The following is an 18,900-nucleotide window of genomic DNA, read 5'->3' on the forward strand; positions in this document are numbered from 1 at the left end:
GGTATGACACAGTACAAATATACACAATAGTACATTATAAAGCAAAAAAGCCTATATAGTCAAACTATATAGGCTTTTTTTATGATTATAGAACGGTTAATTAAAAATTAACACGAACTTTTACACTACCTTGCTGAGCGAAATACTTACTTCCGATATTTGTATCGTAGTTAATACCATATTCCATCATTTTGTGCTTAACAGTAACACCAACACCGACATCAAAGCTTGTTTTGCTTTGCTTAAAGCTGTTGGTTGGGAAAGGAGCAGTCATACCTTGTAATCTTGCATCAATCGCCGGAACTTTATTCTTGAATGCATAATCAACCATTGCGTAAAGCTCAGGTGTTAGCACTACTTCTTCATTGACATTGATATTACTTGATACTTTAGCACCGAGTAAACCATCGAAGCTATTATAGTTCTTGCCTTTAACTGTAAGGTTTTGGTTAGTAGTACCGGTTTCTTTATAACCCTTATCTTTGATAGCCGAATATCTAAGTCCCGCAAGCGGTGTTAGGTTAATGTTCTCAGGCATCATATAGGTATAACCTGCCATTAACTGACCTGTATAGCTTTCGGATTTATACTTACCGTTTGCAGTTTGATAACCGATAGTATTTTGTGCTACCGCAACAACACGTCTTGATTTGCTTTTTATCCTATTATCCGAGTAAGATGCTATAGCTTCAACGAAGAGATTTTCATAAGGTACATTATATAAACCGTATACGGAATAGATGTTACTCTCTACCTTATTCTTATCGCCCGTCTTATTATTTTTCAGCTTAATATCGGTATCGGCTCTTGTATATGCAAGCCCGAGTGCTAAATCATCGTTAACTAAGCCGTCAAAACCTATAGTGCCACCGGTTGTATCGGACTTATAACCGCTTATATTGTTACGCATCTTCTGCGTTGCATTACCGACAAACGGACTTATCCATGCACCAAACTTAGCATCTCTGTCCTCATCACCGGCAGCTACGGCAGCCGGCTGTATTGCATCCATTCTAGCATTTAGATTAATTAAGCTACTTGAGATATTACTTAGTATAACTTGATTATTAATAGCAGCTATAGTATCGCTAGGTTTTACAACATCTTGTATAAGGTGAGTTGTAGCATCTGCTTCTTGTTGCGGCGTCATAAAGCCGAAATTATTGAAAGCTTGACGTGCATCCGAACCGTTTGGAGCATCTTCCATTAACTCAAGCGATTTCTTTATATTTGCAGCATTTGGGATATTTGCAAGCGGTCCACCCGGTTCAAAATATTCGTCGATAACATCTTCAGCTATATCTTCAGCAAATAATGTTAAAGTTGATGCATCAAAAGTAAAGTCAACAAAACGGTTGTCATTATTAATAGTTATTTTAACATTCCCTTCGGGAGTAGGCTTTAATCCGCCTGCTGTTTCTGCAGATATTACCGTATATTTTGTATCTGGACTTATATTATTAATGTCGAAATTAGTAGCAGTAACAACAAGTGCTAAAGTTGAAACCCCTGATAAATCAAGAGTACTACCTGATTTAATTAAGATATTACCGCCTGACTTAGCTGCTCCGTCAAAAGTAGTATTTAAGGTTAGCGTATCGGTAAAGCTACCGGTGCCGGTATATGTTACTTGGCTTGCACCTAAAGTAAGTGTAGTACCGCTACCTGTTATATTACTATTAAAGGCTAGGCTATTACCGAAATTAATAGTAGCATTGTTAGCTGCAAAGCTGGTAGCTGTTACATTTTTAGCAAAATTAGTGATAGAAGCTTTAGCTAAAGTAACTGCACCGGTGTTAGTAAATGTATCGGCAAAACTTGTAGTACCACCGAGTGTCGCTGCACCTTTTGCGTTAACACTGCTTGCAAAGTTTGTAGTACCTGCCGTGGTGATATCACCGACCTCATTACCGACTTTACCTACAGCACCGCTAACACTACCGCCATTCGTGAATTTTAGCTTCAGAGCCTGACCGCCGGTTTTATTTATGCTGCCTGTTAAGTTAAAGTTTGCAGGTAATGTTAAGAGTGCAGTACCGTTACCTTGGATTTCAGTGATGCTAGTATTACCGCCTGTAGTTATACTTACAGCCCCAGCACCAACTTTTAACATAGCAAGGTTTGTAATAGGTCCATTAATAGTACTTGCACCGGTTGCTATGATTGTACCGTTAACTCCACCAGTACTTGTAACACTACCAGTAATATTTTTATTTGCACCAAGCGTTATAACTGCTGCTTGATTATTGAAATCTACATTACCGTTAATATTACCGTTTTGAGTTAAAGCAGTAGCAGCACCGAATGATAAATTAGAATTAATATCATTATTATAGGTAATTGCCGGCAATGATAATTCTAAATCGTTAGCAAATATACCGCTATCTATTTGGAATGTTCCGTTTCCTCTAAATTCTAATTGTTTTAACCTATTTACTGCAGTACCGTAAGTAGCATTCCCGGCACTTGCAAGAATTACTTTCCCGGCATTAGCTCCTGAATCTACAGCAAGCTTACCTTTATTTGGAGCTCCAGGATCAAGCACGGCATTTAATGTTATCGTACCGTTTCCTGCTGCACTATTTTGTAATACTAAAGTTGCATCTTCATGGGCAAAATTAATAGTCTGACCGTTTGCTAAAATTCCTACATTACCGTCATTCGCATCAATCGTATAAGAACCGGCAGCAGCAGCAACCGCTGCACCTGTATGTCCTACGCCTGCAGCACCGATATTTATTACATTAATTTGGTTAGTAATACCACCCACATCAACAAAATTTGTAGTACCTAAGATATTAAATGCAAGAACATTTGTAGTATCTATATTATTCAATGCTACACTACCTAAAACATTTAATGATGCTAATTCATTTCCTGCTGTACCTATTGCTTTAGCTCCGCCATCACCTTGTAAGGTTACAAGTTTTGTTGTACCAATAAGAGTCAACCCACCGCCACCGGTTGCAAACGCCGGTAAATCATTTTTAAGAGTTATAACTCTATTATCTGTAGTACTATCGTTAAGTAAGAAAAGATTTGAGTTTGCTCCTTTAAAATTAATCGCTTGAGCGTTTAATATATCAACATCAGCGTTCTTAGCATTTATTGCAAAAGACTTATTATTTTGAATGTTAATTTGTGCAACTGTGCCTATACTAGCATCGTTTGCAATCACTGTACCACCAGCATTAATATTAAGTATACCGGTAGCACCGTTTGTTATAGCTCCGCTTAAGTTATAAGTGTTACCGCCAGGACCGTTAAACTCTAACGTACCACCATCTACATCAGCACTGAAGTTCACAGTTGTAGCCACTAAATTACCGCCGACTTTTATCGTACCGACTGCTCCACCACCGACAATATCATCAAAATTTACGGTTTGTGCATAAATATCACTACCAAACACCAGGTCTGCAGCCCCATTATTAACTTTAGCATTCAGAACTTTTAGAGATGCTGCATTTGTACCTACCGCTCCGGTAACCCCTACTCCGGCTGTTGTTAATGTACCGTTACCTCCTGCTGCAGTTACTGCTCCGGTAATTCCGTTATTCGCCGTTAACGCACCGTCTGCTGCAAAATTTACTGCTGCCGTTATTGCTTGTGCTGCCTTCACATTTGTTGCTGCATTATTAACCGTCACTGTTGTTGCATCAATGCTTGTTACGTTACTTGCACCATTAAACAATACTTGTTTTAATATATTACCGCCATTTGTTCCTATCGCTCCGGTTACATCTCCTACTCCAACTGTAAGTGTACCGGTATTATTGGCCTTTGTTGTCACCGCTCCGGTAATTCCGTTATTTGCCGTTAATGCACCGTCCGCTCCAAAACTTACTGCTGACGTGATTGCTCCTGCTGCTGTTACATTTGCTGCTACATTACCAATGCTCACTGTTGTGGCATCAATTGTTGTTACGTTACTTACACCGTTAAATAGTACTTGCTTTAATATATTACCGCCATTTGTACCTATAGCTCCGGTTACATTCCCTGCTCCAACTGTAAGTGTACCGGTATTATTATTAGCCGTAGTTACTGCTCCAGTAATTCCGTTATCAGCTATTAACTGACCGTCCGCTGCAAAATTTACTGCTGCCGTGATCACTCCTGTTGCCAGTACGTCTGCTGCTGCATTATTAATGGTTACTGTTGTTGCATCAATGCTTGTTACATCATTCATACCATTAAATAGCACTTGCTTTAATATGTTACCGCCATTTGTACCTATAGCTCCGGTTACATTCCCTGCTCCAACTGTAAGTGTACCGGTATTATTATTAGCCGTAGTTACTGCTCCAGTAATTCCGTTATCAGCTATTAACTGACCGTCCGCTGCAAAATTTACTGCTGCCGTGATCACTCCTGCTGCCCGTACGTCTGCTGCTCCATTATTAATGGTTACTGTTGTTGCATCAATGCTTGTTACATCACTTGCACCATTAAACAATACTTGTTTTAATATATTACCGCCATTTGTTCCTATCGCTCCGGTTACATCTCCTACTCCAACTGTAAGTGTACCGGTATTATTGGCCTTTGTTGTCACCGCTCCGGTAATTCCGTTATTTGCCGTTAATGCACCGTCCGCTGCAAAATTTACTGCTGCCGTGATCACTCCTGCTGCCCGTACGTCTGCTGCTCCATTATTAATGGTTACTGTTGTTGCATCAATGCTTGTTACATCACTTGCACCATTAAACAATACTTGTTTTAATATATTACCGCCATTTGTTCCTATCGCTCCGGTTACATCTCCTACTCCAACTGTAAGTGTACCGGTATTATTGGCCTTTGTTGTCACCGCTCCGGTAATTCCGTTATTTGCCGTTAATGCACCGTCCGCTGCAAAATTTACTGCTGCCGTGATCACTCCTGCTGCCCGTACGTCTGCTGCTCCATTATTAATGGTTACTGTTGTTGCATCAATGCTTGTTACATCACTTGCACCATTAAACAATACTTGTTTTAATATATTACCGCCATTTGTTCCTATCGCTCCGGTTACATCTCCTACTCCAACTGTAAGTGTACCGGTATTATTGGCCTTTGTTGTCACCGCTCCGGTAATTCCGTTATTTGCCGTTAATGCACCGTCCGCTGCAAAATTTACTGCTGCCGTGATCACTCCTGCTGCCCGTACGTCTGCTGCTCCATTATTAATGGTTACTGTTGTTGCATCAATGCTTGTTACATCACTTGCACCATTAAACAATACTTGTTTTAATATATTACCGCCATTTGTTCCTATCGCTCCGGTTACATCTCCTACTCCAACTGTAAGTGTACCGGTATTATTGGCCTTTGTTGTCACCGCTCCGGTAATTCCGTTATTTGCCGTTAATGCACCGTCCGCTGCAAAATTTACTGCTGCCGTGATCACTCCTGCTGCCCGTACGTCTGCTGCTCCATTATTAATGGTTACTGTTGTTGCATCAATGCTTGTTACATCACTTGCACCATTAAACAATACTTGTTTTAATATATTACCGCCATTTGTTCCTATCGCTCCGGTTACATCTCCTACTCCAACTGTAAGTGTACCGGTATTATTGGCCTTTGTTGTCACCGCTCCGGTAATTCCGTTATTTGCCGTTAATGCACCGTCCGCTGCAAAATTTACTGCTGCCGTGATCACTCCTGCTGCCCGTACGTCTGCTGCTCCATTATTAATGGTTACTGTTGTTGCATCAATGCTTGTTACATCACTTGCACCATTAAACAATACTTGTTTTAATATATTACCGCCATTTGTTCCTATCGCTCCGGTTACATCTCCTACTCCAACTGTAAGTGTACCGGTATTATTGGCCTTTGTTGTCACCGCTCCGGTAATTCCGTTATTTGCCGTTAATGCACCGTCCGCTGCAAAATTTACTGCTGCCGTGATCACTCCTGCTGCCCGTACGTCTGCTGCTCCATTATTAATGGTTACTGTTGTTGCATCAATGCTTGTTACATCATTCACACCATTAAATAGCACTTGCTTTAATATGTTACCGCCATTTGTACCTATAGCTCCGGTTACATTCCCTGCTCCAACTGTAAGTGTACCGGTATTATTATTAGCCGTAGTTACTGCTCCAGTAATTCCGTTATCAGCTATTAACTGACCGTCCGCTGCAAAATTTACTGCTGCCGTGATCACTCCTGCTGCCCGTACGTCTGCTGCTCCATTATTAATGGTTACTGTTGTTGCATCAATGCTTGTTACATCATTCACACCATTAAATAGCACTTGCTTTAATATGTTACCGCCATTTGTACCTATAGCTCCGGTTACATTCCCTGCTCCAACTGTAAGTGTACCGGTATTATTATTAGCCGTAGTTACTGCTCCAGTAATTCCGTTATCAGCTATTAACTGACCGTCCGCTGCAAAATTTACTGCTGCCGTGATCACTCCTGTTGCCAGTACGTCTGCTGCTGCATTATTAATGGTTACTGTTGTTGCATCAATGCTTGTTACATCACTCACACCATTAAATAGCACTTGCTTTAATATGTTACCGCCATTTGTACCTATAGCTCCGGTTACATTCCCTGCTCCAACTGTAAGTGTACCGGTATTATTACCGGCGGTTGTCACTGCTCCGGTTATACCGTTACTTAAAGTTAATCTACCATCACCATTAAATATTGTATCACCCGTGACTAAACCACCTGCTTTAAGTTCTGCTGCAGCTCCAGTTAAATTTATAGCTCCATTTACTGCACCTGTTGTCTCAATTGTAATATTATTCAAAATAATACTTGTTGCTGCAAGCGTAGTAGCATCTAAGTTTGCACTAGCAGTTATTGAAGCTAAGCTCTTAGTTGCACCTATCGCAGCAGTAAAAGTGGAATCCGTGGTAATTATTAATATACCCTGACCAGCAGCTCCACTGTCTATCGTCCCGTCAAGCGTTATTAAGCCTGGGTTTCCGGAATTTATAGTTAAACCTGCGGTGGCACCGTTTAAGGTAATAGCTCCTAAACCGGTATAAGTATCAGGACCATTTCCTAACCCATCTGCACCGGTTAAAGTTAACGTAAAGGTATCGCTAATACTAACAGGAAATGCCGCACCGCCATTGATATCAACAGAACCTAAAGAAATATTTTTATTTACCGTAAATAAAGCAGGTGCTTTACCGTTTACATCTATTGCCGTAATGTTTACTGCTTCATCTGCATCAACCGTAAAACCGTCATTTGTATACTGTAGAGTACCGCCTGCAAATTGCACTGCCGGTGTCATCCCTACACCTGTACTAAATGTTGCATTTGCATCTATCGTTGCAGCACCGAGTGCCCCGCTACCGGTTAGCATTATCGCTGTGGTTGAGGTAGTGAATAAAGCAGTTTTAAGACCTTTTTGAATTGCTTTTTGAAATAATTTTGGAGAAATATTCGCCATATGTAAACCTTAATAAAAATTAAATAACTTGGGAATTGTTACAATTTTAATACAATTTTTTTAATATGTCTATTATAATTAATAATTATATACAATATTTTACAAATTTAGTATGAATATGTGGCATTTGCATTCTGCAATGGTGGTAGCTTTGTTGTATGGCTCGTTTTTTCGTCATTGCGAGAAGAATTACATAGTAATCAGGGCGAAGCAATCCAGTTAAAAATTCTGATTTACAGAATTTTTTTAATTATTTTCTGGATTGCCGCGTCGCTTCGCTCCTCGCAATGACGAGTTGGTAACTATGCAATAACGCCGCTAAAAGCGAAAATCGACTTTATCATCCTGTGGCATTTTAGTATCCGTACTCTCCTAACACTTTAATAACATCATCATACATATAATATTCAGAAGCATTAGCTTTGAGCAATAATTCTGTAGCCGGGATACAATGATTACTTTTTGCCATGGCTAACGGCGTTAGACCTGATTTATCACGATAATTAATATCCGTACTGTGTTCAATCAAAAACTGGATTAATTCTTCACCGCAATTAGCTTTTATAGCGTGATGCAGAGCGGTGCGTCCTAATTGGTCTTTATACTGGGCATCAGCACCTTTACTATACAAAGTTTCTACTAACTCTAAATCACCGGCATAAATTGCTTTTTGTAAAAGCTTTTGTCCTAAAGCTTTATCAAAGCCTGCATAATCTTTAATCAAAATTTTCACTAGTTTTGATGTGTTTATGTCATTATTGCGTGGATACTAAATCGCCATTGCGAGCAGCGGAAGGCGTCGTTGCATGGCTCAAAAAACCTACTCGATGTCATTCCCGCGGAGGCGGGAATCTACCTTGTCACCCCGTGGCTTGACCACGGGGTCCAGTTAAAAAATACTAGTATTTTTTATTGTTTTTATGGATACCGTGGAGGGGCCGGCTTTGTTGCATGGCTCGGTTTTTTTGTTGTCATCCCGTGATTTATTCACGGGATCCATTTAAAAATACTAATAATATTAGTATTTTTAGTTGTTTTACTGGATACCGTGGACAAGCCACGGTATGACATCTTCGCTTTTTCTAGATTCCTGCTTTCGCAGGAATGACATAGGTAGGCGGGAATGACATTTACCTCTCAGGCAGTAATATCTCTCTTTTACCTGTATGATTCGGTGGTGAGACTATTCCGTCTTTCTCCATCTTCTCGACTAAATTAGCAGCTTTGTTATAACCGATTCTAAGCGACCTTTGGATATAACTAATAGAGGATTTACGCTCATCACGTACTATCTGCACGGCTTTTTTGTAAAGCACTTCATCAGATGTGCCATCACCAATATCAATGCTACTATCGTCTTCTTCAGGTTGCTCAGTAACGGCAGAGATATATTCGGGTGTACCAGTTTCTTTTAAATACTCCGTAATTTTCTCAATTTCGGATTCGTTAACAAACGGTCCGTGTACCCTACTTATCTTTGAAGTATTCCCCATAAATAGCATATCACCCATACCGAGTAACTGCTCGGAGCCTTGTTCGCCTAAAATCGTTCGACTATCGATTTTAGAGGTAACTTTAAAGCTAATACGACTTGGGAAATTAGCTTTAATTACGCCGGTGATAACGTCTACCGACGGTCTTTGCGTTGCCATAATAATATGGATGCCTGCCGCCCTTGCCATCTGAGCAAGCCTTTGAATCAGCATTTCGATATCCTTACCGGCAACTAGCATTAAATCAGCCATCTCATCCACAATGACCACTATATAAGGTAGCTTTTCCATATTCATCGTAACGGTTTCGTAAATAGGTTTACCGGTTTCAGGGTCAAAACCAGTTTGAATCGAACGCTCAATTACTCTATTTTCTTTAACCGCTTCTAAGATTTTTGCATTGTAACCCGCAATATTCTTAACACCGATATTGCTCATCATTCTATAGCGATTTTCCATTTCCTTAACTGCCCATTTAAGAGCAACTACTGCCTTAGAAGGCTCGGTTACAACGGGAGTTAACAAATGCGGTATTCCGTCATAAGCCGATAATTCAAGCATTTTCGGGTCAATCATGATAAAGCGGCATTCTTCGGGAGTATAGCGGTATAAGAGCGACACAATCATCGCATTAATACCGACAGATTTACCTGAACCTGTGGTTCCTGCTACAAGCAAGTGAGGCATCTTAGCAAGGTCAGCAATCAGCGGCTTACCTGCTAAATCTTTACCCAAAACTAACGGCAATAAGGTTGATTTGTCTTGGTATTCGGGAGTTTCTATCAGCTCTTTTAAGCAGAAGAATTCACGCTGCTTATTAGGAAGCTCAATGCCAAGCACATTTTTACCAGGTATGACTGCTATCCTTGTCGATAGAGCCGAAAGCGAACGTGCTATATCGTCGGATAATCCTACTACCCTTGATGTTTTCGTGCCTGCTGCCGGTTCAAACTCATATTGAGTTACCACCGGTCCTTGATTGATATTAATTATCTGCCCCTTAACTCCAAAATCATTCAGTACTGTTAATAACTCCTCAGCCTTTTGTTTAAGCTCTGAAGAAGAAGCTCCTTTTATATGATGGTTTTCAGGATCGCGTAATAACGAAATAGGCGGCAATTCTGCTATTTCACTTTGAGATATTTTAGGAACTGCTGGGGGTTTGCTAAAGAATTTTATAGGATTTGCAGGTACGGGTTTTACTTCTTCAGTGAATTTTACTTTTTCACTTACAGACTTTTGGTAAGAAGAAGTTATATTTATCTTATCATTATTTTTAGTAGGGAATAATCTTATCGACGATAATCGTGAAAATACATTATGTAAAAAATATTGTACCCGATAGATTAAAAATTTACCTAGCTTAATAATAAAATTACTTAAAGAAGTAAATTTAATTTCAAGTAAAACAACTAATATAATAAAGGTAAAAAATATTAATAATAAATATAGTTGATTTGTAAATCGTTCAAAAAAATTAGAAGCTATTATTCCAACAGCTCCGCCTGCATTTGCAGGTATGAATTCTAGCTTAATCTTAGATAATAATGTGCTACTGCTAATGAGAGCAAGCAACATTACAAATATACGGATAAATAAGCCGCGATATCTTCCATACCAACAATTTCTCCCCCAAACAAAGCAAGCAAGAGGTATAATAAAAGCAGCCAACCCCCAAAATTGATATAAACAATCCGATAAATAAGAGCCAAAAATTCCGACTAAATTACTAGGATACTCTGTTGTAACCGAGTTAAAAGACGGATCGTCTATATTATATGATGTGAGAACAGTAACAATAGCAAACCCGCTTATCCCTAAGATAACAGCTTGTACTTTATTGTTTGAAAGAATTTTGTTTATGTAATATAGCATTAGGTAATTTTTAGAAAATTTTAATATAAAATACATTTTTAAAGTAAATTAGACAAGCTAATTTAATATGATCTATAGGCTCTGTGAACATTTCTAAAAAGATTCAATTTTGGTTATTTTTTGCTGCAAATTATAAGATTTTTTTGAAATATGAATAACTATTCCGGCAAAAATCTTATTAATTTTCGCTAAAAAATACCTCAAAATAGCAAATCAATTAGAAATGTTCACAGAGCCTAGTGTCAATTTTTGAAATTTACACCTTAGAAAAAAATGTTATACTATAAACGATTTTAAAAAACTTATAATATAACATGACCATAAAAATCCACACGGAAAAAGATTTCATAAAGATGCGGCTAGCTGGAAAATTAGCTGCAGAGACGCTCGATTTTATTACTGATTACGTAAAACCGAACGTCACTACTAATAGTTTAAATGACCTTTGTCATAATTTTATTACTTCTCATAATGCCATTCCTGCACCATTAAATTATAAAGGCTTTCCGAAATCGATTTGTACTTCTATAAATCATGTGGTTTGTCACGGCATTCCAAACGATAAACCATTAAAAAACGGTGATATAGTAAATATTGATGTTACGGTAATTTTAGACGGTTGGTACGGCGATACTAGCCGTATGTATTATGTCGGTGACGTAGCAATTAAGCCAAAGCGTCTTATTCAAGTAACTTATGATGCAATGATGAAAGGGATTGAAGTAGTTAGACCAGGTGCTAAACTCGGTGATATTGGACATGCTATTCAAAGCTATGCTGAGAAACATAATTATTCTGTAGTTAGAGATTATACGGGTCACGGTATCGGAAGAGTTTTTCATGACGAACCGTCAATATTAAATTACGGTCGCAGCGGCACGGGTTTAACGTTAGAAGAAGGGATGTTTTTCACCGTTGAACCTATGATAAATGCCGGTAATTATGACACTATATTAAGTAAACTAGATGGATGGACGGTTACTACACGTGATAAATCATTATCAGCCCAATTTGAGCATACTATAGGCGTAACTAAAGACGGCTTTGAAATATTTACGTTATCACCTAAAAAACTTGATTATCCTCCATATTAGGTTATGTGAAAGCTTCTAACCGTCATTGCGAGGAGCGAAGCGACGTGGCAATCCAGAAAAAGAATAAAAATGCTACGCATTTTACTGGATTGCTTCGTCGAATTACTATGTAATTCTTCTCGCAATGACGGTTCGGGTATTCACGCAAAATGTCATACGAGAATGACATCAGCAACATTTCACTAATTTATAATTTGAATAAACATAAAGAATGTTAGAAAATAATTTCGGTAATGATGAAATAGATACGCCTCATTATATAGGTCACCGTAAAAGAGTAAAAGAACGCTTCGTCGCTGCTGGAGCAGAACATTTTTCCGATTACGAATTACTTGAAGTAATGTTATTTTCGGCTATCCCTCGTAAAGACGTAAAACCTCTTGCTAAAAAATTACTTGATCATTTTGATATTACGGATTTAATTAACCTTGATAAGGAAAGGCTACTTAGTATTAAAGGCACCAATGAAAATTTATATATCAATTTTGCTTTAATACGTGAGTTAATAAATAGAGTATTGAAACAAAAAATAATAAATAAAAATATTATTGCTTCTTGGAGTTCTTTGATTGATTATTTAAAAGTTAATATGGGTAATATGCGACTAGAACAATTTCGTATATTATTTTTGAATAAGAAAAATATTTTAATTGCCGATGAGGTTTTAAGTCAAGGAACTATAGACCAAGCTGCAGTATATCCACGTGAGATAATTAAACGAGCTTTATTTAATGAAGCAAGCAGCCTTATACTTGTGCATAATCATCCAAGCGGCAGCCCTGAACCTTCAAAAGCCGACATTCATATGACAAATAAGATAGTAGAGACATGCCAAACCGTAAATATTATGGTACATGATCACGTCATTATAAGTAATAACAAATATTATAGTTTTAAATCTAATATGTTACTATGAATATAAATAGCTATAGCACATTATTTATTTTTTCTTTTATAGCGACCGCTATATTAACATATATATTAACTAAATATCTTCCTGCAATCGGTTTAGTTGATGTACCTAGTAGTCGTCGCTCTCATGATAAGATAACACCACGCGGCGGCGGTCTTGCTATTGTAATTGTCGTAATGATTGCTTTGAGCGGGTTTGAATATATAACGAGCAATAACCTTGCTAATTCAATAAAAATATTACCGTTATTATTGGTAATTGCTTCGATTTCCTTTTTAGATGACTTAAAAGCCGTACCTATTCTAATTCGTTTAATATTCCACTTAATTTGTGCAGCTTTTGCTATTTTTCTTTTTTCGCAGGTAAATTCCATCCATATACTAATATATTCTATTTTAGTTATAGCTTTAAGCGGTTTTATTAATATATATAATTTTATGGATGGTATAGACGGTATGAGTTGTGTGGAATCTATTCATCTATCTAGCACCATGCTTATATTATGTTTCTTACAATTCTCTGCTATTGATAATCCGTATTTTATAGCTAGCGTAAATGTGATTATTCTTGGTTGTTCTTGTGGTTTTTTAATATTTAATTGGCATCCGGCAAAAATATTTTTAGGAGATGTGGGAAGTATTAGCCTTGGATTCTTAATGGGCCTTTGCTTACTCTTGCTTGCTCTTACAAGCACTAATTTATTTGTAGCTTGTGCTATTGCTAGCTTATATTACATCACTGATGCAGTGCTAACCATATTAATTCGGCTACTCAATAAAGAAAAAATTTGGCAGCCTCATCTAAAGCATTTTTTTCAAAAAGCAGTACAAAAAGGTAAGTCTCATAAACAAGTAGTATCGATTATAGCAGTTTGTAATATATTTTTAATGATAATATCGGTTACATCTTTATATTTTCCCGTAATATCTATAATGCTTGCAATAGCCGTCATAACTTTAACCGTGCAGAGTTTATTAAAATGAAGCTAATTAAAGAGGATATTGATAAAATAGTTAGACGTATATTTGCACGGCAACATCCATTGCTGCCCGAAATCATGATTAACTGGAATAAAATAGTTGGGTTTAACTTCAGCACTAAAGCATTACCTTTAAAAATCACCACCTATACTTATAAAAAACAAAAGATTAATACGCTGTTTATACAAGCAGAAGATAATGCTACGGCAGCAGAATTACCTTATTATCAAGATATTATTCTAGAGCGTATTAAAATTTATTTAGGCTTTGAAGCAATACATCAAATGAACGTAACGTTTTATAAAGAAAAACCTAAGATAAGATGACTCTTTAGTATGGGTATCAAATCGTCATTGCGAGGAGCGAAACGACGTGGCAATCTCTTTTAAATTTCATGAGATTGCTTCGTCGACATAAATGCCTTCTCGCAATGACGGGTATAGTACCGGACAATTTTTATTCTATGTCATTCCTAGCTAAAAGCGGGAATCCAGTAATCCTTAATGTCACCCCGTGGCTTGCTAACTAGGTCCATAAAACAATAAAAAATACTAATAATTTTAGTATTTTTAACTGGATCCCGTGGTCAAGCCACGGGATGACACCGAGTGCGTTTTTCGAGCCATGCAACAAGACCTTCAGTCGCTCACAATGACGATTGAGAATCCATGCAGGCAGGTACACAAACAAAAAAAAGGAGTCTTTAATATTAAAGACTCCTTTTTCGTGTTAATAGCTTGTAAAAAGATTTGAAACTAATTACATATCAAATCTTAATCCTGCCATTAAGTTATTACCTCTATAACGGGTTCCACCAAATTTAATTTTTTCTCCATCAATAGTTTTGGTAGTATTCTTTGTTTTACCGTAATCTCTCCAGCTATAAACGAGTTCCGCTTTTACGCCTGGTGCAACTTCAAATGAAGTTCCTAAAGATAATTGATAAGCGAAGTTAGTTTTGTTTTTAGTAGTACTACTTCCTGTTACAGTTGAAGTTTGACCTCGGATGGTCTTTTTACCTGTTATTTTCTCTTTTACTAATGCAGCACCGACACCAGCTCCTGCAAAAACTTTAAACATACTTACATCAACGAAATCAACGTAACCGTTAAGTAAGAAACTTACAATAGTAGGCTTATGTTTTAATGAATCAGTCTGAACAACAGGTCCTAAAAGTGTCTGTGTGGTTTCGGTGGAAGATTTTTTCAAATGAACATTTGTTACTGTTCCAATTGTTAAGTCGGTTCTTAAATTATCCATGATATAGTAACCTGCACCGATTTCACCTATAAAACCAGTATTAGATTTTAACTTAAATTTTTCTCCTTTAGGCTTTACTTTATCAAAAATCACGCCACCGGCATTAAGTTTTAAATAATATTGATCTCCCATAGATGATGACATCGATAAATTAGTAGATGAATCTACAGAAGAATTCATATCACAATCAGCGAATGAAAGACCGGAAGTTAAAAGTGCTGTGCTTGCAGCTGCTATTAAAAGTAATTTTTTCATATTGTTAAATTTTATTAGTTGTTAGTAAAAACGAGATTAGATAATAATTTTTATCTAAATTCGATAAATAAATAGTTTTAAGTGACATTTCTGAGTTGTCATCCTAGCTGATTGCACGGGTTGACCTCATCGTCATTGCGAGAAGAAACTGCAAGTTTCGACGAAGCAATCCAGTAAAAAATTCTGATTTAATTATATATCAAACCTTATACCGGCTGTTAAGTTGTGACTTTGATAACGCATGCCACCGGTTGGTACACTTGTTCCTTGGTAAATTACATTCTTACTTTTTGTTCTACCGTCATCTATCCAGCTATAAGCTAGTTCTGCTTTAACACCGTCGGCGATTTGTGCAGAAGTACCTAAAGTTAGCTTGTAAGAGATATTAGTTCTGTTTTTAGTGTTAGATGAAAGACCTGTTATACCATTATATGTAATTTTCTCTTTAACTAATGCAGGACCAACACCGGCACCGGCAAAAACATCGAACATATCAAAATTAGTTAAATCTACATAACCGTTAATAAGTAAACGTGTAATAGTAGGTTTATGGCTTGCTGAAACGTTAGTACCGGTAAAAGGTGCATTAGTTGCAGTTCCGGATTTCTTTAACTTTCCACCTATTATAGTACCTAAAGTTAAATCGGCTCTAAAATTTTCGGAAATATAGTAACCGATACCTAAATCAACCGGAACAGTCGTATTAGATTTTAATTTAACACCGGTTGCCTTATCTTTTTCTTTATTAAACATTGCTGCACCGGCATCTATTCTTAAATACCAATCATTACCCATGTCATCGGCAAATGATATACTAGAAGATAAAATTGTTGCACTTGTAGCAGCTATTAAAAGTAACTTTTTCATGGTTAGCACCTCAAATTAAATAATTAAACATTATCTTTAATGGCATATATAACATATTATATTTTTTAGTTCTATATTTAATCGGTATTTAGATTCATATAATAAAGCTTTTATAAAGTTTTGTGACAAAATAAACACATATATTTAATTCATATTATTTATATATTTATTAAACTTATTTTTCTCATCTTTAAATTTATCGGCATCAGGCAAAGCAGGTTTTTTTTGGGTAATATTTTTCCATCCTTTATTTTCTATAAAATCTTTTGCACGTTCTACCCATTCTATTAACTCCGGTGATTCGGGTTTGATAGCATCTATAGGACAATCAGGAACACATACGCCGCAATCTATACATTCATCAGGATTGATAACTAGCATAAATTCACCCTCGTAGAAACAATCTACAGGGCATACGTCAACGCAATCGGTATATTTACATTTTACGCATTCATCAGTTATAACATAGGTCATTTTGTTATCTGTTTTTGATTTTGTCGATTAATATAGAAGTTCTTAAAAGTAATACTAATAGAAAATATAATATAAAACTGACAAACATGATAATTAAAGGCTTTAGCATTGAAGAGTGAATAGTTGGGCTCCCTAGCCTTAAAACACTAGCAGGCTGATGCAGACTATACCAAATATTTACCGAGAATTTTACTATCGGTATGTTAATCAGTCCGATAAGAGCAATAATGGAAGCAGGATTTTGTGCCTTTCTTATATTATCCGCACTATTCACTATGATAATATAGCTTAGATATAATAAAAATAATATGAGCATAGAGGTAAGCCTTGCATCCCAAACCCACCATGTTCCCCATATAGGCTTTCCCCATAAAGAGCCTGTTATTAAGCTAATCAAAGTAAAAGTAGCTCCAATGTAACTAGAAGCTACGGCTAGCAAATAGCTAATAGTAGTTTTCCATACTAAATAGCTAAAGCTGCATGCTGCCATAAAAACGTAAATACCAAGGGCCATCCAAGAAGCAGGAACATGAACATACATAATGCGTACAAACTCACCTTGTTGATAATCTACCGGCGAAGCTATGAGGGCTAAATAAAGACCTATAATCATCATTACAAAAGTAGATATCGCTAATATAGGCAATATAACCTTTAATAATTTATTAAAATAATAGGGGGTTAATAGTTTTAACATATTTTCTTACTTCTTTATATCATTCTTGCTAGAGGCTTGCGTGCGTGGATACCTAAATCGTCATTGCGAGAAGAATTACATAGTAATTCGACGAAGCAATCTCAGGAGTTTGTTATTATTTCATGAGATTGCCACGCAGCCTACGACTGCTCGCAATGACGACTCCGGTATCAACAGTTCTAACATGATTGTCGTATCCTCTTAAAAAACTCTTTCATTAATAGTCCCGAATCTTCGGCAAGAATTCCGCTATATATTTCCGGTCTATGAAAACAAGCACTATTGTTAAAATATCGTAAATTACTTTCGACTGCTCCGTGCTTGGAATCAGATGCTCCGTAAAATAAACGTTTTAACCTGCTGTGAGCTATAGCTGCCGCACACATAGCACAAGGTTCTAAAGTAACGTAAATATCATAATCATTTAAATTTTTAGAAGATATAAGATTACATGCTTCATTAATAGCAATAATTTCAGCATGATAAAGAGCGTTATTTTTTTCTTCGGTATTATTATGACTACTAGCAATGATTTTTTGATTTAACCTATCTACAATGACCGCTCCGACCGGAACTTCATTTTTATCAAAAGCAATCCGTGCTTGTTTTAAAGCTTGTTCCATGAAAAAATTATTAAAACTAGGCTCTGTGAACCTAACTTCTTTATCTAACAATATATTCACGGTAATTTACGTGTTCTTCGATTCCAAAAGGATCTTGGTGGATAATTATTTCAGCCTCCGGAAATTCCTGCAATATTTCAAAAGCAATCTCATCGCTAATTTTATGAGCATTATAAAGCGACATATTGCCGTCCATTTCCAAATGACACTGAATAAAAGCTTTTTGAGCGGCATATCTAGTTTTCATTTCGTGCATACCTTTTACGCCTAAATGGTTATTAACTATCGAGATAATTTTTTGTCTATCTTGTTCAGGTAATTCATGATCAACTAAATTTTTAAATGCCTTTTTAAATAAAGAATAAGAAGAGTGAAATATATATAACGAAATAACTACACCAAATAATGGGTCAACAAACCAAAAATAATCACTTAAATTTATAGAAATAATTACTATAACATTAGTTAGTAAGTCTGTGAAATAATGAAGCTTATCAGCTTTTACTATTTCCGATCCTGTTTTTTTAATTACATAAGTTTGATAAAGTACTAAAATAATTGTTAAGAATATACATACATACATTACCGTAGTACCGTCGCTAATATTCTCCGGTTTTGTTTTTTCAAATAAAGATTTAACTGAAGAAAAGCCTACAAAAAAAGCTGAAGCAAAGAAAAATATCGATTGAGAAAAAATTGTTAAATCCTGCATTTTTTCATGCCCGAATCGATGATGATGATCCGGCGGTTGCAGGGCAAATCTTAAAGCTATTAAATTAATAAAGGAAGAAGTTATATCAAGCATTGAATCAATTAAAGAAGCAAGAATTGATTGCGAATCGGTAACAACCCAAGCGTATAATTTTATACTTAAAATAATTAATGCTGTAGTAACCGATAAATAAGATGCCGATTTTATTAACCGGTTACGGCTATTAGTATCCATAACAAATCTTTCCAA

Annotated in this window: 12 protein-coding genes and 1 pseudogene; 4 read left to right on the top strand and 9 right to left on the bottom strand. The window is 36.5% G+C overall.

The genetic code is table 11. The annotated features are described in order from the left end of the window. Nucleotides 1-100 precede the first annotated feature (100 nt). The 3 genes from H6P87_RS06670 to H6P87_RS06680 all read right to left on the bottom strand — a co-directional run bounded on the left by H6P87_RS06670 (nt 101) and on the right by H6P87_RS06680 (nt 10,776). Nucleotides 101-7,408 carry an autotransporter outer membrane beta-barrel domain-containing protein gene (locus tag H6P87_RS06670; protein WP_202069448.1) on the bottom strand — a complete coding sequence of 2,436 codons (7,308 nt, stop codon included), beginning with the start codon at nt 7,406-7,408 and terminating at the stop codon, nt 101-103. A 355-nt stretch (nt 7,409-7,763) separates the two neighbouring features. Continuing rightward, complete coding sequence (locus H6P87_RS06675; protein WP_267829623.1) at nt 7,764-8,141, bottom strand: ankyrin repeat domain-containing protein; 378 nt, start codon at nt 8,139-8,141, stop codon at nt 7,764-7,766. Between the two features lie 397 nt (nt 8,142-8,538). Beyond that, nucleotides 8,539-10,776: a DNA translocase FtsK gene (locus H6P87_RS06680; RefSeq protein ID WP_202069449.1), complete on the bottom strand. Its 2,238-nt coding sequence runs from the start codon at nt 10,774-10,776 to the stop codon at nt 8,539-8,541. A gap of 314 nt (nt 10,777-11,090) precedes the next feature. Between H6P87_RS06680 and map the strand changes: the two genes are divergently transcribed. From map to H6P87_RS06700, 4 genes and pseudogenes are all read left to right on the top strand, one after another. Further along, entirely contained in the window at nt 11,091-11,870 is a 780-nt protein-coding gene (map, locus tag H6P87_RS06685; protein ID WP_202069450.1) for a type I methionyl aminopeptidase, read from the top strand. Between the two features lie 211 nt (nt 11,871-12,081). Further along, a pseudogene (gene radC, locus H6P87_RS06690) lies at nt 12,082-12,796 on the top strand (RadC family protein). Next, on the top strand, nt 12,783-13,766 hold the full coding sequence (locus H6P87_RS06695) for an MraY family glycosyltransferase (RefSeq protein WP_202069452.1): 984 nt from the start codon (nt 12,783-12,785) through the stop codon (nt 13,764-13,766). The pseudogene radC and the gene H6P87_RS06695 overlap by 14 nt, the downstream one beginning before the upstream one ends. Further along, on the top strand, nt 13,763-14,089 hold the full coding sequence (locus tag H6P87_RS06700) for a DUF721 domain-containing protein (protein WP_202069453.1): 327 nt from the start codon (nt 13,763-13,765) through the stop codon (nt 14,087-14,089). Before H6P87_RS06695 ends, H6P87_RS06700 begins: the two co-directional genes overlap by 4 nt. A gap of 433 nt (nt 14,090-14,522) precedes the next feature. Here H6P87_RS06700 and H6P87_RS06705 read toward each other — a convergent pair whose 3' ends face one another. The 6 genes from H6P87_RS06705 to H6P87_RS06730 form a co-directional block, all read right to left on the bottom strand. After that, entirely contained in the window at nt 14,523-15,278 is a 756-nt protein-coding gene (locus tag H6P87_RS06705) for an outer membrane protein (RefSeq protein ID WP_202069454.1), read from the bottom strand. Between the two features lie 192 nt (nt 15,279-15,470). Further along, nucleotides 15,471-16,145: an outer membrane beta-barrel protein gene (locus tag H6P87_RS06710; protein WP_202069455.1), complete on the bottom strand. Its 675-nt coding sequence runs from the start codon at nt 16,143-16,145 to the stop codon at nt 15,471-15,473. Between the two features lie 144 nt (nt 16,146-16,289). Continuing rightward, nucleotides 16,290-16,619, bottom strand: coding sequence for a ferredoxin FdxA (fdxA, locus tag H6P87_RS06715; RefSeq protein ID WP_202069456.1), 330 nt, complete (start codon nt 16,617-16,619; stop codon nt 16,290-16,292). A gap of 4 nt (nt 16,620-16,623) precedes the next feature. After that, nucleotides 16,624-17,316, bottom strand: coding sequence for a heme ABC transporter permease (gene ccmC / locus H6P87_RS06720; RefSeq protein WP_202069457.1), 693 nt, complete (start codon nt 17,314-17,316; stop codon nt 16,624-16,626). Nucleotides 17,317-17,495: 179 nt separating this feature from the next. Then, nucleotides 17,496-17,999, bottom strand: a complete 504-nt coding sequence (locus H6P87_RS06725) for a nucleoside deaminase (protein ID WP_202069458.1) — start codon at nt 17,997-17,999, stop codon at nt 17,496-17,498. Beyond that, entirely contained in the window at nt 17,980-18,885 is a 906-nt protein-coding gene (locus H6P87_RS06730) for a cation diffusion facilitator family transporter (RefSeq protein WP_039595224.1), read from the bottom strand. The genes H6P87_RS06725 and H6P87_RS06730 overlap by 20 nt, the downstream gene beginning before the upstream one ends. Nucleotides 18,886-18,900: the final 15 nt, after the last annotated feature.

The organism is Rickettsia tillamookensis (assembly GCF_016743795.2).
In the GTDB taxonomy this organism is placed as follows: Bacteria; Pseudomonadota; Alphaproteobacteria; order Rickettsiales; family Rickettsiaceae; genus Rickettsia; species Rickettsia tillamookensis.

What these genes read in the sequence shown, in the direction of transcription:
- H6P87_RS06730 (WP_039595224.1), bottom strand. Translation starts at nt 18,885, where the DNA reads ATGGATACTAATAGCCGTAACCGGTTAATAAAATCGGCATCTTATTTA.
- ccmC (WP_202069457.1), bottom strand. Translation starts at nt 17,316, where the DNA reads ATGTTAAAACTATTAACCCCCTATTATTTTAATAAATTATTAAAGGTT.
- fdxA (WP_202069456.1), bottom strand. Translation starts at nt 16,619, where the DNA reads ATGACCTATGTTATAACTGATGAATGCGTAAAATGTAAATATACCGAT.
- H6P87_RS06700 (WP_202069453.1), top strand. Translation starts at nt 13,763, where the DNA reads ATGAAGCTAATTAAAGAGGATATTGATAAAATAGTTAGACGTATATTT.
- H6P87_RS06705 (WP_202069454.1), bottom strand. Translation starts at nt 15,278, where the DNA reads ATGAAAAAATTACTTTTAATAGCAGCTGCAAGCACAGCACTTTTAACT.
- H6P87_RS06695 (WP_202069452.1), top strand. Translation starts at nt 12,783, where the DNA reads ATGAATATAAATAGCTATAGCACATTATTTATTTTTTCTTTTATAGCG.
- H6P87_RS06680 (WP_202069449.1), bottom strand. Translation starts at nt 10,776, where the DNA reads ATGCTATATTACATAAACAAAATTCTTTCAAACAATAAAGTACAAGCT.
- H6P87_RS06710 (WP_202069455.1), bottom strand. Translation starts at nt 16,145, where the DNA reads ATGAAAAAGTTACTTTTAATAGCTGCTACAAGTGCAACAATTTTATCT.
- map (WP_202069450.1), top strand. Translation starts at nt 11,091, where the DNA reads ATGACCATAAAAATCCACACGGAAAAAGATTTCATAAAGATGCGGCTA.
- H6P87_RS06670 (WP_202069448.1), bottom strand. Translation starts at nt 7,408, where the DNA reads ATGGCGAATATTTCTCCAAAATTATTTCAAAAAGCAATTCAAAAAGGT.